The organism is Streptosporangium roseum DSM 43021 (assembly GCF_000024865.1).
In the GTDB taxonomy this organism is placed as follows: domain Bacteria; phylum Actinomycetota; class Actinomycetes; order Streptosporangiales; family Streptosporangiaceae; genus Streptosporangium; species Streptosporangium roseum.
This window is the reverse complement of record NC_013595.1, coordinates 9,891,916-9,905,836: the sequence shown is the minus strand read 5'-3', so window position 1 is coordinate 9,905,836 and position 13,921 is coordinate 9,891,916. Positions and strand designations below refer to the sequence as shown.

General features: G+C 70.3%; 12 protein-coding genes, 1 pseudogene and 1 riboswitch. Of the genes and pseudogenes, 6 read left to right on the top strand and 7 right to left on the bottom strand.

The window, feature by feature from the left end:
• Positions 1-178 precede the first annotated feature (178 nt).
• The 3 genes from SROS_RS43275 (at position 179) to SROS_RS43265 (ending at position 1,967) form a co-directional block, all read left to right on the top strand.
• Positions 179-964 carry a class I SAM-dependent methyltransferase gene (locus tag SROS_RS43275; protein ID WP_012895317.1) on the top strand — a complete coding sequence of 262 codons (786 nt, stop codon included), beginning with the start codon at positions 179-181 and terminating at the stop codon, positions 962-964.
• A gap of 19 nt (positions 965-983) precedes the next feature.
• Positions 984-1,050: riboswitch (guanidine-III (ykkC-III) riboswitch) on the top strand.
• Positions 1,051-1,066: 16 nt separating this feature from the next.
• Positions 1,067-1,390 carry a DMT family transporter gene (locus SROS_RS43270; RefSeq protein WP_012895316.1) on the top strand — a complete coding sequence of 108 codons (324 nt, stop codon included), beginning with the start codon at positions 1,067-1,069 and terminating at the stop codon, positions 1,388-1,390.
• Between the two features lie 106 nt (positions 1,391-1,496).
• The gene (locus SROS_RS43265; RefSeq protein ID WP_012895315.1) at positions 1,497-1,967 is read left to right on the top strand and encodes an SRPBCC family protein; all 471 of its coding nucleotides are present in this window, start codon (positions 1,497-1,499) and stop codon (positions 1,965-1,967) included.
• Between the two features lie 35 nt (positions 1,968-2,002).
• Here SROS_RS43265 and SROS_RS43260 read toward each other — a convergent pair whose 3' ends face one another.
• Positions 2,003-2,470, bottom strand: coding sequence for a hypothetical protein (locus tag SROS_RS43260; RefSeq protein ID WP_012895314.1), 468 nt, complete (start codon positions 2,468-2,470; stop codon positions 2,003-2,005).
• Between the two features lie 90 nt (positions 2,471-2,560).
• Here SROS_RS43260 and SROS_RS43255 point away from each other — a divergent pair, with 90 nt between their 5' ends.
• Both SROS_RS43255 and SROS_RS43250 read left to right on the top strand, forming a co-directional pair.
• Entirely contained in the window at positions 2,561-3,010 is a 450-nt protein-coding gene (locus SROS_RS43255; RefSeq protein WP_012895313.1) for a GNAT family N-acetyltransferase, read from the top strand.
• Positions 3,011-3,091: 81 nt separating this feature from the next.
• Positions 3,092-3,871: an alpha/beta hydrolase gene (locus SROS_RS43250; protein WP_012895312.1), complete on the top strand. Its 780-nt coding sequence runs from the start codon at positions 3,092-3,094 to the stop codon at positions 3,869-3,871.
• Here the strand turns inward: SROS_RS43250 and SROS_RS43245 are convergent.
• From SROS_RS43245 to SROS_RS54135, 4 genes and pseudogenes are all read right to left on the bottom strand, one after another.
• Entirely contained in the window at positions 3,840-5,864 is a 2,025-nt protein-coding gene (locus tag SROS_RS43245) for a molybdopterin-containing oxidoreductase family protein (protein WP_012895311.1), read from the bottom strand. The two genes, SROS_RS43250 and SROS_RS43245, sit on opposite strands and share 32 nt — an antisense overlap.
• 102 nt (positions 5,865-5,966) lie before the next feature.
• Complete coding sequence (locus SROS_RS43240; RefSeq protein WP_012895310.1) at positions 5,967-7,514, bottom strand: M28 family metallopeptidase; 1,548 nt, start codon at positions 7,512-7,514, stop codon at positions 5,967-5,969.
• Positions 7,515-7,861: 347 nt separating this feature from the next.
• A pseudogene (locus tag SROS_RS52520) lies at positions 7,862-8,149 on the bottom strand (RpiB/LacA/LacB family sugar-phosphate isomerase); the annotation flags it as partial.
• Between the two features lie 15 nt (positions 8,150-8,164).
• Positions 8,165-8,293, bottom strand: a complete 129-nt coding sequence (locus SROS_RS54135; RefSeq protein ID WP_281047987.1) for a hypothetical protein — start codon at positions 8,291-8,293, stop codon at positions 8,165-8,167.
• 118 nt (positions 8,294-8,411) lie between these two features.
• On the opposite strand from SROS_RS54135, the gene SROS_RS43230 reads away from it, so the two are divergent.
• Positions 8,412-10,793, top strand: coding sequence for a lysylphosphatidylglycerol synthase transmembrane domain-containing protein (locus SROS_RS43230; RefSeq protein WP_012895309.1), 2,382 nt, complete (start codon positions 8,412-8,414; stop codon positions 10,791-10,793).
• 4 nt (positions 10,794-10,797) lie between these two features.
• On the opposite strand, the gene mgrA is transcribed toward SROS_RS43230, so the two are convergent.
• Both mgrA and SROS_RS43220 read right to left on the bottom strand, forming a co-directional pair.
• Complete coding sequence (gene mgrA / locus SROS_RS43225; RefSeq protein ID WP_012895308.1) at positions 10,798-11,826, bottom strand: L-glyceraldehyde 3-phosphate reductase; 1,029 nt, start codon at positions 11,824-11,826, stop codon at positions 10,798-10,800.
• Positions 11,823-13,910, bottom strand: a complete 2,088-nt coding sequence (locus tag SROS_RS43220; protein ID WP_012895307.1) for a S9 family peptidase — start codon at positions 13,908-13,910, stop codon at positions 11,823-11,825. Before SROS_RS43220 ends, mgrA begins: the two co-directional genes overlap by 4 nt.
• Between the last annotated feature and the right edge of the window lie 11 nt (positions 13,911-13,921).

Sequence of the window (13,921 nt, the reverse complement as noted above, 5' to 3'; positions counted from 1 at the left end):
TCTGACATACTCGTCAGTAACCTTACCGACAATGCTACCCGCCAGTAACCCCTGGAAAACCGTACTCATAGGACGTTTGTCACACTCCCCGCGGCAAGGTGCGCGTTACGTGACGCTCCCTCTCCGCCCCGTCCTCGTGTCGATCGACCGGCCCGGCGGACTTTCCTAAGCTCGTCCCATGGACGAACAGTGGCGAGCGGATCTCGCGCGATGGGGCATCCCCGACGAGATCGTGGCGCGGGCCCCGGCCAGCCCCTGGGAGCACTCGCCGGCGCGGTTCGCCGAGCGGACCGACCGCGCGCTCGCCGACCCCGAGGGCCCGACCCTGGCCCGGGTCGCCGAGGCGCTTCCGGCCGGAGGGAGCGTGCTGGACGTCGGCGCCGGCACCGGTGCGGCCTCGCTGCCGCTGGCCGGGAGCCTGGGGGAGCTGATCGCGGTGGACTCCTCCGCCGCGATGCTGGCCGAGCTGACCTCCCGCGCGGACAGGCTGGGCGTCCCCACCCGGATCATCCGGGGGCGATGGCCCGACGTCGCGGCCGAGACCCCGGCGGCGGACGTGGCGATCGCCGCCCACGTCGTCTACAACGTGCCCGACCTGGCCGCCTTCCTCACCGAGCTGTCCGGCCACGCCCGCCGCCGGGTCGTCCTGGAGCTCACCGAACGCCATCCGATGAGCTGGCTCAACCCCCTCTGGGAGCACTTCCACGGCCTCGTCCGCCCGGAACGGCCCACGGCCCACGACGTGATCGCCGTGGCCGAGGCGCTCGGCCACGAGGTCCACCAGGAGCGGCGCCTCGCCCCGCTGACCCGCTTCACCACGCTGGAGGAGCTGGGCGAGAGCGCGTGCCGCCGGCTCTGTCTCGGCCGGGACCGGGCCGAGGAGGTCATCGCGGCGGCGGTCGAGCTGGACATGTGGCCGGTGCCGCGTGATCGGTGGTTCACGCTCTGGTGGGAATCGGAATGAGATTTGCTACGCTTCGATAACAGAGCCCCCGGACGGGAGGCTCCCGGACGAGACGCGCCGTACCCGGTCTGAAAAGACGACGCTCCTTTGGAGGGAGCCGTCATGGCCTGGGTCATCATTGTCGTCGCCGGTCTGTTCGAAGTCGCGATGGCGTACTCGCTCAAGATGAGCCACGGATTCTCCGTACCCCTGCCGAGCATCGGGTTCATCGTCTTCGCCGTGCTCAGTTTCGGCCTGCTCGCCATGGGCCTCAAGAGCCTTGAGGTCGGTACGGCCTACGCCGTCTGGACCGGCATCGGCGCGGTCGGCACCGCCTCCCTGGGCATGCTGTTCCTCGGCGACGACGTGTCGTTCCTCAAGATCGCCTCGATCGCCCTCATCCTCGCCGGCGTCGTCGGCCTCAACCTCGCCGGCGGCGGGCACTGAGCCCGCGCCCGTGAGGGCCAAGACGAGTTCCGCGTCCGCCGGGCCGGAGTACGAGAGGGCGCGGTAACCCTTGCCGGAGGGATGTTCTGTCGGACATGCTGCGGGCATGAGCCCCCCGAGTGCGTCCGTGAGCGTCCACGTCTCGGCGCCGCCCGCAGTGGTCTACGGCCTGGTCACCGACATCGCCGACATGGGCGAGTGGAACGTCGAGTGCCGAAGGGCCGACTGGGTCGGGCGGGTCAGGGAGGCGCGGCCCGGGGCGCGGTTCCGGGGGCGCAACAGTAACGGGTGGCGGCACTGGTCCACGCTCTGCACGGTGACCGCCGCCGACCCCGGCCGGGTCTTCGCCTACCACGTCCGCGCCGCCGGCCTGCTGGACGTGGCCCTGTGGCGCTTCGGCATCACGCCCACCGAGGCGGGCTGTCACGTGGAGCAGAGCACCTGGGACACCCGCGGCCCCCTCATGCGTGTCGTCGGCGGGCTCGTCACCGGCGTCCGGGACCGGGCCGCCCACAACGAGGCCAACATGCGGCGGACCCTGGAGGGCCTCAAGAGGGTCGCGGAGCGGCGACCCTGACCTGGCCCGCCGCGAGTATGGGGCGGCGGCCCCGATCAGCCGCCGTGGGGCAGGGAGGACTGTCCTCTCCCCTTGAGGGTCAGGGCCAGCACAGCGGTGATCAGATACACCGCGACACCACCCTGGAGCGCGTCCAGCGCCGCGCCGAACACGCCTTCGTTGTCGACGACGAGCTGCACGGGGTACATGAGCGCGGCGGCGCCGAGCGCGGGGTAGAGGGAGAAGCGCCAGGGGTGGCGCAGGGCCCAGAGGCGGGCCTGCCGGGTCACCCGGTCCGCGATCTTGGGCTTGCCGATCGAGCCGACCGCCGCGATCAGCGTGAACAGGCTGATGCCGAGCGACAGGGCCCAGGTCAGGTCGGCGGTCCCGGGCAGGATCACCCCCATGCCGAAACTGGCGGCCGCGACCGCGCCGCCGGTCACCGCGGCGGCCTTCCACGGCGCCCCGCGCAGAGCCGCTCCGGCGAGGGACATCTCGTCACGTCGAGTCAGTTCGTCGTTCATGACTTCAGAGTGCCCCTTCGGGGCCCTTGTCCACATCGGGGAGCAACCCTGACCCGTCCCTGAGCCCTGCCCCCCGGTAGATTGACCGCCATGTCGGTGAACTTCCGTACCGCCCGTGCCGAGGACGTCCCGCTGATCGTGGCCATGATCGCTGACGACCCGATCGCCGCCGCCCGCCAGGGGGCCTACGGAGACGAGCACCGCGCCGCCTTCGAGGTCATCGACGCCGACCCCAACAACGAGCTGATCGTGGCGGAGCTGGACGGCGAGGTCGTGGGCACCATGCAGCTCACCTACATCCCTGGCATCTCCCGGCGGGGGGCACTCCGGATGCAGATCGAGGCGGTCCGGATCGACTCCGCCCTGCGGGGCCGGGGCCTGGGCCGCCAGATGATGGAGTGGGCGGTCGAGCGGGGCCGGGCCCGAGGCTGCGCGCTGGTCCAGCTCACCACCGACAAGGCCCGCAAGGACGCCCACCGGTTCTACGACTCCCTCGGCTTCGTCGCCTCCCACGAGGGGTACAAGCTCGCGCTGAGCTGATCGGCCGGTCCGCCATCCGTGGGAGAGTAGATCTTCTTGTCCTGCGGCCCCGGCTCCGGGACCTGCTCGAAAGGGAGAGTGATGGGAAGACACGCACTGGGTCTGGGCGCCCTGGCCCTGCTTCTGGCGGCCTGCGGGGGCACGGCCGGCAGCCAGGCCGGGGGACCCACGACCCCTTCCCCCGTTCCGGCCGGCACTTCCGGCACGGCCCCCACCCCTGTCGCGACCCCCACCCCCACCCCCACCGGGGCGAACATCGACGGCTGCGTCACCGAGAAGACAGGGAAGATCTTCGACTACAAGCGCGGCGGCACCACCACCAAGGGCGTGATCATGGGCAAGGGGCCCGTGGGCGTGGTGGTCTCCTACGAGCACCAGGGCAGCGTGTGCGGCTGGCTCCCGCTGGCCGACCGGCTGGTCGCCGCGGGACACCGGGTCCTGCTGTTCGACCGGAACAACACGGCGGCGCCCGAGGAGGACACCGTCGCGATGGCCCAGCGGCTGCGCAAGGCGGGCGCCACGAAGGTGGTCCTGGTCGGCGGGTCGATGGGCGGACGGCTCTCCCTGCTCGCCGCCGGCAAGCTGGACTTCCCGGTGGCCGCGCTCATCAGCGTCTCCGGGACGATCCAGCCGGGGGAGGTGGACGACCTCAGGGCGCCCTTCCTCCAGGTGACCGGGGACGCCGACCCCGACGCCCCGGTCGACATGCTGCAGATCGTCTACAACGAGGCCGTGAAGTCAGCCGACCGCCAGATGCTCGTCCTCCCCGGCCAGGCCCACGCCAGCGAGCTGTTCACCGGCGATCAGGGAGAGAAGGCGCTGCGCGCCGTCACGTCCTTCGTCGAGAAGCACACGGGCTGAGCTCGACCAGGTTGTCGTGGTAGACGGCGCCCCGGCCCATGTCGGCGTCGCGCTCGTCCACCACGGCGTTCACCGTCGCGCCGCCGGGGCTCAGCTTGCGCCAGTGCCCCTTGGTGGAGGCCACCACGCCGGGCCGTACCCTGTCGCTGACCTCCACCACGGCCTCGAACTCGCCGTTGTCGTTGAACACCCGCGCCCGCTGCCCGTCGCTCAGCCCCCGCTGGGCGGCGTCCGCCGGGCTGACCAGGATCAAGGGCCCCTTCGAGCGCCGCAGCAGCTCGGGGTTGTTGCCGAAGGTGGTGTTGAGGAACGTGTGGGAGGCCGGGGTGATCAGCGCCAGCGGGTACGGCCCGCGCTCGGCGGATGCCGTGTGCGAGGGGACGTAGGCCGGCCCCGGACCGAACTCCAGCTTCCCCGAGGGCGTCGGGAAGCCGTCGGCGAAGGGCACGAACGGCTGCGGCACGTTGAGCCGGACCCAGCCCTCCTTGCGCAGCCGGTCGACCGTTACGCCCTCCAGCGACGGGTGCCCCGAGGCGAGCAACTGCTCGGCCAGCTCCAGGTCCGAGTCGTACAGCGACGGCTCGGTCAGGCCCATGTGTCTGGCCAGGCGCCGGAACGTCTCCATGGTGGACAGGCACTCGCCCGGCGGCTCGACGGCGGGCTCGTTCCACATCAGATACATGTGCCCGTAACCGGCGTGCAGGTCGGTGTGCTCGGTCTGCATGGTCGCCGGCAGGACGATGTCGGCGTAGTCCACGGTGTCGGTAGGGAACTGCTCCATCACGACCGTGAACAGGTCCTCGCGCAGCAGCTTCTCGCGGACGCGCTCCTGGGCGGAGGTGGAGCCCATCGGGTTGGCGGCGTACACCCACAGGCACTTCACCGACTCGTCCAGCCCCTCGGCCAGCCGGGTCATCGTGAGCTGCCTGACCGGCGCGGCGAGCAGGTCCTCGCGGCTGTCGATGTTCAGGTGGAAGTAGGCGGTGGTGGAGTAGGCGACCCCGCCGCCGGGGCGGCGCCAGTCGCCGGTCACCCCGGGGATGGCGGCGATCGTGCGCATCGCGGTGCCGCCGCCCGCGTGCCGCTGGATGCCCATCGTGGCCCGGATGCCGGTGGGCCGGGTGTGCGCCAGCCGTACGCCCAGGGCCCGGATGTCGGACTCGGGCAGCCCGGTGATCTCCGCCACGCGCTCCGGCGGGTGGCGCAGGATCTCCGCGCGGAACCCCTCCCAGCCGCTCGTGTGGTTCTCCAGGTAGTCGCGGTCCTCCGCGCCCTCGGAGAGGACCACGTTCAGCAGCCCGAGGGCCAGCGCCGCGTCGGTGCCGGGCCGGATCGGCAGGTGCTCGTCGGCCTGCTCGGCGGTCCGGGTGCGGATCGGGTCGATCGCCACCACGTGCGCCCCGGCCGCGCGGGCTTCCTGGATGAACTTCCACAGGTGGTGCCCGCTGGTCAGCGTGTTGGTGCCCCAGAGCAGGATCAGCTTCGACAGGGCGAACGTCTCGGGGTCCATCCCGCCGGCCGTGCCGTTGGTCCGTGCCAGCCCGATGTTGCCCGCCGTCGAGCAGATGTTCAGGAAGTGCTTGGAGGCGCCGAGCACGTTCCAGAACCGCCGGCCCGCCATGCCCTCGGACCCCTGGACGTAGCCCAGCGTGCCGGTGCCCAGATACGGCCAGATCGCCTCGCCGCCGTGCTCGTCGATGATCCCGCGCAGCCGTACGGAGATCTCCTCCAGGGCCTCGTCCCAGCTGATCCGCTCGAACCGGCCGGACCCCTTGGGGCCGACCCGGCGCATCGGGTGGAGGATGCGGTCGGGCGCCCGGGTGTGCTCAAGGTAGCGGTTGACCTTCACGCAGAGCGCGCCGCGGGTATAGGGGTGGTCGGGGTTGCCGCGCATCTTGACGGCCTCGCCGTCCCGGACGGTCACCACCCACGAGCACGTGTCCGGGCAGTCCAGCGGGCAGGCGCCCAGGACCTGCAGTTCCCCCAGTGACATGTCCCCGACTTTAGCCGTGCCCGGAAAAGCACGGAAAGGAGGGTGCGGCCGGACCGGCCGCACCCTCCTTCCCGCACTCTCCGGCGCCCTCGGCGCGCGGCGCTACATGGGGACACCGCTGTGGTCGTGGTCGTGCCCGCCGCCACCGGTCCCCGGCTGGGTGGAGACGGGGGCGGCGCCGCCGGGCAGGGTGCGGCTGTAGGCGTAGACGAACGCCGCCGTCGCGATCGCGCCGGTGTTCACCGCGAGGGCCTTGTCGTTGACGTTGGCGAGGGTGTCGCACGCCTGGTGGTAGCACTTGTCGTAGGCGACCCCGGCCTCGCCGCCGAACTTGGCGGCCTCCTCGGCGGTCTTGATGCCCTCGGCGCCGGTGAACAGGCCTCCCGAGGGGATGCCGACCCCGATGAAGGGGCCGTAGTCCGAGCGCCCGGTGAAGTCGGTGCCGGTGTACGGCTGGCCGATCGCCGTGAAGTACGACTCGAATAGCTTCTCGATCTTGTCGGAGCCCGCGGGGCCCGCCGGAGCGCCGGTCGCGTCCGAGTTGTCGCCGTCGTAGATCCCGAACACGTGGTTCGGCGAGGCGATCATGTCGAAGTTCAGGTACAGCTTGATCTTCGCCCTCTCCTCGGCGGAGAGATCGGCCACGTAGTGCCGGGAGCCGAGCAGACCCAGCTCCTCGGCCCCCCAGAAGGCGAAGCGGAGCTTGTTCCTGGTGGGCAGGACGCTCGCCTTCAACGCCGTCTCCAGGATGCCCGCGCTGCCGGAGCCGTTGTCGTTGATGCCCGGCCCCTCGGTGACGCTGTCCAGGTGGGCACCGAGCATGACGACCTTGTCCGGGTCCCCCGAGTGGCTCTCGGCCAGGATGTTGCGCGTCTTGCGGTGCGGGTCGCTCTCGGTGGCGGCGGTGAGCGTCACCGTCGTTCCGGCGGCGGCCAGCTCGTTGCCGACGGCGAAGCTGGTGCCGACGACCGGGATGTTCGTGGTGGGGGCGCCGAGCGTGCCGGTCAGCAGGATCCGGCGGTCGTCGGGGCCCTCACCCGCCTGCCCCTCGTTGAAGAGGATCACACCGGAGGCGCCGGCCGCCTGGGCCAGCTCGGCCTTGACCTGGAAGTTGCAGGTACCGCGCTGGACCAGCGCGATGTTGCCGGGGGTGAACCCGGCGAAGTCACTCGCCTCGCAGCCCGAGCTGGAGCTGGGCTCCGGGCTCGGCGGCAGGACCAGGTCCACCCCCTGCACGGCGCCGGTGACGTTCCCCGAGCCGGAGTACGTCATCACCTTGAAGTCCGTGTTGCGAACATAGGTCTTCGCCCCGGGCGAGACACGGTTGAGCACGGTCCTGGTGACCTCGCGGAAGAACGGGAACTCGAACTCCTGCAAGGTGACCTTGTATCCCGCGCCCCGCAGCTTGCCCGCCACATAGGTGACCGAGGCCTCGTGACCCGGGGTGCCCGCGGCGCGGGTGCCTCCGTTGGCGTCGGCGATCTGCTGGAGCTTCTCCACGTGCCGCTTGATGGCCGGGGCCTTGACCGACTGGCTGAACGCCTTGGGGTCGGGGGCGGCGGCGGCCGGGGCGGCGGAGATCACGGGCAGAACCATGGCCGAAGCCGCGGTGATCGCGGTCAGCAGACTCTTGTGAGCGCGTACGCGCATGCAAACTCCTCTGGCACTGGCAAGAGCGGAGCGGAAATCCCCCGTGATCGCGATAGGACGGACGGCAGCAGGAGTAATCGCGATCTTTAACGACCGTCTCCACAATTGTTATCAAGCGGAGTCGAATCAGCGTTCCGGGCGTTCTCCACCCCTACTTGACGGTAGTCGTGTCGTGGGCGTAAGTGCGCGCAGTCGCATCCGATGTCGTCCCCCGGGAGCGGGCGGCCGCCGGGGAGTGGCTATGGTCGGGATACGGGAAAACCACGGCGGCGGGCGGGCTGCAGCGCATGATGATCAGCTTTTCAGGCCGTCGCCCGCCCAGGCCATCATCGCCGCAGGTCCCAGAGTCAATTCTCGATCTCGGATAGGTAGGCGATGTTCGCCAGATCAGTCTCGTCAGGGCTGGCACTCCCCGAGAACCAGGCGTCCAGGATCTCCTCCAGCAGAGGCGCCGACGTCAGCCGCAGGCTGATGGCCAGCACGTTGGCGTCGTTCCAGCGCCCGGCCGCCGTCGCCGCGTCCGCGCACAGGGCCGCCCGGATCCCCGGCACCTTGTTCGCCGCGATCGACGCCCCGGTCCCCGTCCAGCAGCACACGACCGCCTGGTCCGCCGCGCCCGAGATGACATCCTCGGCGGCTCGGGAACAGCATCACGCCCAGTCGGCCCGCTCGTCGGCCAACGCGCCATGGACGATCACCGTGTGCCCTCTTTTCCGGATCTCAGGCATCAGGATGGGAGCTATACCGTCGAGACTGTCGGAGGCGAGTGAGATACGCATGCCTCTGATTGTGGACACTGGAAGAGAAGATCGGTGACGCACCTGTAATGCGGAACGTGCAGAATCGCTGGCGGTGACGAAAATCAGAGAACGCGGCAAAGCTGCGCCCGTTGACGACATGAGGTCGTCGACGGGCGACGATTCCGTCGTGCTCGTCGTCGAGCCACTGCTCCCGCAGCGGATCCGGCGCCCCTCCGACCTTCTGCGCTTCCTGGCCACCCTGCTGGGGCTGGCGGCCGTGGTGCTGCTCGCCCTCGTCGCGCAGAAGACGCTGAACGGCCTCGAAAGCGACGTCATCGACGGCACGAGACGGGCGCCGTTCCTGCTCAGCGGTCTGGTCGGCGTGCTGAGCGGGGCGGCGATGCTGGGCGTCCCCGCCGCCTACGCCATCGAGCGGGTGCTCCACCGCGACGGGCTCCGGGTGGCCGAGGGCCTGTTCGCGGCCATCGCCGGAATGGTGCTGTCCTTCGCGCTCGGCGAGTGGCTGCTCAACGCCGGCCCCGACGACCTGCGGATCCTGCTGACCGGTGACCGTGCCGGGGTCGAACCCCTCAACACGCTGCTCACCTCGGTCATCGCCTACGTCACCGCGGTGCGGATATCCCGCCGCCCCACCTGGCGGGCGGCCCTGTGGAGCGCGGTCGCGCTCAACGCGATCGCCCTCTTCGCCGCCACGGCCGCCACCATCCTCGGCATCGTCGTCTCCATCCTGGTCGGCCTGGCCGTCGGCTACGCCACCCTGTACGGCGTGGGCAGCCCCAACACCCGCCCGCCGGGCAGCGCGATCGTCGCGGCGGTCGCCAAGCTCGGCTTCGTGCCGGTCAGGGCCCGCAGACTCGACGACGACCACCAGAGCAGCCGGCGATACGCCATCGGCCTCAAGGACGGCAGCCGCCTCGACGTCACCGTCCTCGACCGCGACCGCCAGGTCGCCGGACTCCTCTACCGCCTCTGGCGGCGGATCCGGCTCAACTCCGAGACCCGCCGCCGGGCCATCCGCTCCCTCCGCGCCGAGCTGGAGCGCGAAGCCCTGATGGCGTACGCCGCGCAGGCCGCCGGGGCCAGCACGCCCCGGCTCGTCGGCACCAGCGAGATCGGCACCGAGGCCGCGCTGCTCGCCTACGAGCACACCGCCACCCGCGCGCTCGACGACATCCCCGACGAGGAGATCGACGACAACCTGCTCGCCCAGATCTGGGAGCAGGTCCTGCTCCTGCAGGTCCAGCGGCTCGCGCACCGGCGCCTGACCGGCGACAGCATCCACGTCGACGACGAGGGCCGCGTCATCCTCATGGACGCCCGCAGCGGGGAGATCGCCGCCGGCGACCTCCTGCTCCGCCTCGACATCGCCCAGCTGCTCACCTACCTCAGCCTGCGCGTCGGCGCCGAGCGCGCGGTCCGCGCGGCCGCGTCCGTCGCCGGCCCGAACACGCTGGCCGGCGCCCTCCCGCTGCTCCAGCGGATCGCGCTCACCCGCGAGACCAGGGCCGCGCTCAGCAAGGACAAGGAGCTGCTGACCGCGATCCGCGAGCAGATCGTCGAGCTCGAACCCAAAGTCGAGGTCGAGGAGGTCCGCCTGGAGCGCTTCCGCCCGCGGACCCTCATCACCATCATCGCCAGCGCCTTCGCCGCCTACTTCCTGGTCTACTACATCACCCAGATCAACCTGAACATGATCAGCTCGGCCAAGTGGAGCTGGACCGGCGTCGCGCTGGTGGCCTCGATGCTGAGCTACGTCGCGGCCGCGCTGATGCTCAGGGGCTTCGTGCCGGAGAAGCTCCCGCTGGGCCGTACCGTGCTCGTCCAGTTCGCCGGGTCGTTCGTGAAGCTGGTCGCCCCGGCCGCGGTCAGCGGCGTCGCCATCAACACCCGCTACCTGCAGAAGCGCGGCATCCCCCCGGGGCAGGCGGTGGCCAGCGTGGGCGCCTCCCAGCTCATCGGCCTGGGCTTCCACATCACGCTGCTGCTGCTGTTCGCCTACATCACCGGCTCCAGCGCGGCCACCTCGTTCACCCCGTCGCGCACGCTGGTGTTCGTCGTGCTGGCCGTGGCCGTGCTGATGCTGGTCGCCGTGACCGTCCCCCGCCTGCGCCGGATGATCACCTCGCGCATCCGATCGCTGTTCTCCGGGGTCATCCCGCGCCTGCTGGACGTGCTCCAGTCGCCCCGCAAGATCATCGAGGGATTCAGCGGCACCCTGCTGCTGACCATCTTCTTCGTGCTCTGCCTCGACGCCAGCGTCCGCGCCTTCGGCGGCTCCCTCAGCTTCGCCGCCGTCGCCATCGTCTTCCTGGCGGGCAACGCCATCGGCTCCGCCGCCCCCACCCCCGGCGGCCTCGGCGCGGTGGAGGCCGCCCTCATCGGCGGCCTCACCATCTCCGGCCTCCCCGGCGAGGTGGCCACCTCGGCCGTCCTGCTGTTCCGGCTGCTCACCTTCTGGCTGCCGGTCCTGCCCGGTTGGGCCTCGTTCACCTACCTGCAGCGACACGAGGCCCTTTGAGGGGTCAGGCCTCGCTGGAGCGGGCCCAGAGGTTGACGCCCGCCTCGACCGCGTCCTTGTCGATCGCCTCCAGCTCCTCGCCGGTGAAGGACAGGTTCCCCACCGCCCCGAGGCTGTCCTCCAGCTGCCGGACGCTGCTCGCGCCGATCAGCACCGAGGTGACCCGCCGGTCGCGCAGCGCCCACGCCAGCGCCATCTGGGCGAGGGACTGGCCGCGCCGCCGCGCGATCTCGTTGAGCGTGCGGACGTGCCGCATGCTCTCGTCGGTGAGCATCTCCGGGGTGAGGAAGTGCCCCAGCGAGGCCCTCGACCCCTCGGGGACGCCGTCGAGGTAGCGGTCGGTCAGCATCCCCTGCGCCAGCGGCGAGAACGCGATGCAGCCCACGCCCTCCTCCTCCAGGACGTCGAGCAGGCCGCCCTCGATCCACCGGTTCAGCATCGAGTACGACGGCTGGTGGATCAGCAGCGGCGTGCCCATCTCGCGCAGGATCCGGGCGGCCTCGGCGGTGTGCTCCGGCGAGTAGGACGAGATGCCCGCGTAGAGCGCCCTGCCCGACCGGACCGCGTGGTCCAGCGCGCCCATCGTCTCCTCCAGCGGCGTGTCCGGGTCGAACCGGTGGCTGTAGAAGATGTCGACGTAGTCCAGCCCCATCCGCTTCAGCGACTGGTCGAGGCTGGACAGCAGGTATTTCCGCGACCCCCACTCGCCGTACGGCCCGGGCCACATGTCGTATCCGGCCTTGGTGGAGATGACCAGCTCGTCGCGGTATCTCGCGAAGTCCTCCCGGAAGTGCCGGCCGAAGTTGGTCTCCGCCGAGCCGTACGGCGGGCCGTAGTTGTTGGCCAGGTCGAAGTGGGTCACCCCCAGGTCGAAGGCCCTCCTGAGGATGGCCCGCTGGGTGTCGAAGGGCCTGTCGTCGCCGAAGTTGTGCCAGAGCCCCAGGGAGACCGCCGGGAGCTTCAGCCCGCTCTTCCCGACCCTGTTGTACGGCTGGAGCCCGTCGTATCTGCCGTCCGCCGCGATGTAGGTCATCGGGTCACCTTGGCCGTGTCGAGGATCCAGGAGAGGGTGAGGGCCTCCTCGCGCCAGGAGTCGTACCTGCCGCTGCGGCCGCCGTGCCCGGCACCCATCTCCGTCTTGAGGAGGAAGGGGCCGCCGTCCGCGACCTCGCGGAGCTTCGCGATCCACTTGGCGGGCTCGTGGTAGAAGACACGGGTGTCGTTGAGGCTGGTGATGGCGAGGATCGGCGGGTAGACCCGGTCGTCCACGTTCTCGTAGGGCGAGTAGGACTTCATGTACTCGTACACGTCCGCGTTGTGCAGCGGGTCGCCCCACTCGTCCCACTCGATGACCGTCAGGGGCAGCGACGGATCGAGGATCGTGTTCAGCGCGTCCACGAACGGCACCTCGGCGACCACGCCCGCGAAGGTCTCCGGCGAGAGGTTGGTGACCGCGCCCATCAGCAGGCCGCCGGCCGAACCGCCCCTGGCGATGATCGCGCTCGACCGGTTCGCCGCCTTGAGGTGCTCGGCGGCGGCCACGAAGTCGGTGAAGGTGTTCTTCTTCTTCTGGAACTTGCCGTCCTCGTACCAGCGGCGTCCCATCTCACCGCCGCCCCTGACGTGCGCGATGGCGAAGACGAAGCCCCTGTCGAGCAGGCTCAGCCGGGCCACCGAGAACGACGGGTCGATCGAGATCTCGTAGCTGCCGTAGCCGTACAGCACGGTGGGCGCGGGCAGCGCGGTGCCCTTCCTGGCCACGATCGAGATGGGGACCCGGGTGCCGTCGGCGGCGGTGGCCCACTCGCGGAACTGCTCGTAGTCGGCCGGGTCGTAGCCGCCGAGCACGACCTTCTGCTTCAGCAGGATCAGCTCGCGCGCCCGCAGGTCGTAGTCGTAGACCGAGGGCGGAGTGATCATGCTGGTGTAGCCGAGGCGGAGCCGTTCGGTGGTGAACTCCGGGTTACCCGCCGGCGAGACGTCGTAGATCGGCTCAGGGAAGGAGATCTCGTAAGCGGAGTCGAGACGCTCGCTCCGATACGTCCCGGCGTCCCGGGGCAGGATGCGGATGCCGGTGAGGCCGTCCCGGCGGAAGTGCACGACGGTGTGGCTCTGGAAGGCGTCGACGTCGAGCAGCCGGGTGTCCTCGCGGTGCTCGATCAGCGGGGTCCAGTCGCCCGGGGCGTCGAGCGGCGCGGTGGCCAGCTCGAAGTTCTCCGCGTTCCGGTTGTGCAGGACCAGGAAGTGGTCGCCGGCGTGGTCGATGCCGTACTCGACACCGGTCTCGCGCGGCCGGACGAGCCGGAACTCACCCGCCGGGTCGTCCGCCTCAAGGATGCGGACCTCGCTGGTGATCTTGCTTCCGGCGGAGAGCACGAGGTAGCGCTCGCTCCGGCTGAGCCCGATGCCGATCCAGAACCGCTCGTCACCTTCCTCGTGGACGAGCACGTCCTCCTCGGCCGGGGTGCCGATCGTGTGCCGGTGGACCCGGTTGGGCCTCCAGGCCTCGTCGACCGTCGTGTAGAAGAACGCGGTGCCGTCGGCCGACCACGCCCCGCCGTAGAAGATGCCGGGGATCTCGTCGGGGAGGGTCTCCCCCGTGGTGAGGTCCTTCACCTTCAGGGTGAAGCGCTCGTCGCCGGTGAAGTTGACGGAGTAGGCCAGCAGGTCGCCGCCGGGGCTGACCGCGCTGGTGCCGATGGAGAAGAAGTCGCTCTCCCCGGCCAGTTCGTTCCCGTCGAGCAGGATCTGCTCGCCGGGGAGCGACTCGCCCGCCTTCAGCTCCGGGGGAGTCTCACCGTCGGCGGCCACCCGGCACTGAATGCCGTACTGCTTGCCCTCCTCGGTCCGGGAGTAGTACCACCAGCCGTTCTTGCGGGTGGGGACCGAGAGGTCCGTCTCCAGGGTCCGGTCCTTGATCTCCTGGAAGATCGTTTCCTGCAGAGGCTTGAGGTGGGAGGTGGCCTGCTGCGTGTAGGCGTTCTCCGCCTCCAGATATGCGACCGTCTCCGGGTCGTCCTTGACCGTCAGCCACGCGTAGTCATCGACCACGGTGTCCCCGTGGTGCACGCGCTCGCTGGGAACCTTCTTCGCCGTAGGCGGCGTCTGGCTGCTCACCCGGTCGAGTC

Bases quoted from the DNA above. Each gene is read 5' to 3' on its own strand.
- SROS_RS43275 (WP_012895317.1), top strand. From the start codon at position 179: ATGGACGAACAGTGGCGAGCGGATCTCGCGCGATGGGGCATCCCCGAC.
- SROS_RS43270 (WP_012895316.1), top strand. From the start codon at position 1,067: ATGGCCTGGGTCATCATTGTCGTCGCCGGTCTGTTCGAAGTCGCGATG.
- SROS_RS43265 (WP_012895315.1), top strand. From the start codon at position 1,497: ATGAGCCCCCCGAGTGCGTCCGTGAGCGTCCACGTCTCGGCGCCGCCC.
- SROS_RS43260 (WP_012895314.1), bottom strand. From the start codon at position 2,470: ATGAACGACGAACTGACTCGACGTGACGAGATGTCCCTCGCCGGAGCG.
- SROS_RS43255 (WP_012895313.1), top strand. From the start codon at position 2,561: ATGTCGGTGAACTTCCGTACCGCCCGTGCCGAGGACGTCCCGCTGATC.
- SROS_RS43250 (WP_012895312.1), top strand. From the start codon at position 3,092: ATGGGAAGACACGCACTGGGTCTGGGCGCCCTGGCCCTGCTTCTGGCG.
- SROS_RS43245 (WP_012895311.1), bottom strand. From the start codon at position 5,864: ATGTCACTGGGGGAACTGCAGGTCCTGGGCGCCTGCCCGCTGGACTGC.
- SROS_RS43240 (WP_012895310.1), bottom strand. From the start codon at position 7,514: ATGCGCGTACGCGCTCACAAGAGTCTGCTGACCGCGATCACCGCGGCT.
- SROS_RS54135 (WP_281047987.1), bottom strand. From the start codon at position 8,293: ATGCGTATCTCACTCGCCTCCGACAGTCTCGACGGTATAGCTCCCATC.
- SROS_RS43230 (WP_012895309.1), top strand. From the start codon at position 8,412: ATGAGGTCGTCGACGGGCGACGATTCCGTCGTGCTCGTCGTCGAGCCA.
- mgrA (WP_012895308.1), bottom strand. From the start codon at position 11,826: ATGACCTACATCGCGGCGGACGGCAGATACGACGGGCTCCAGCCGTAC.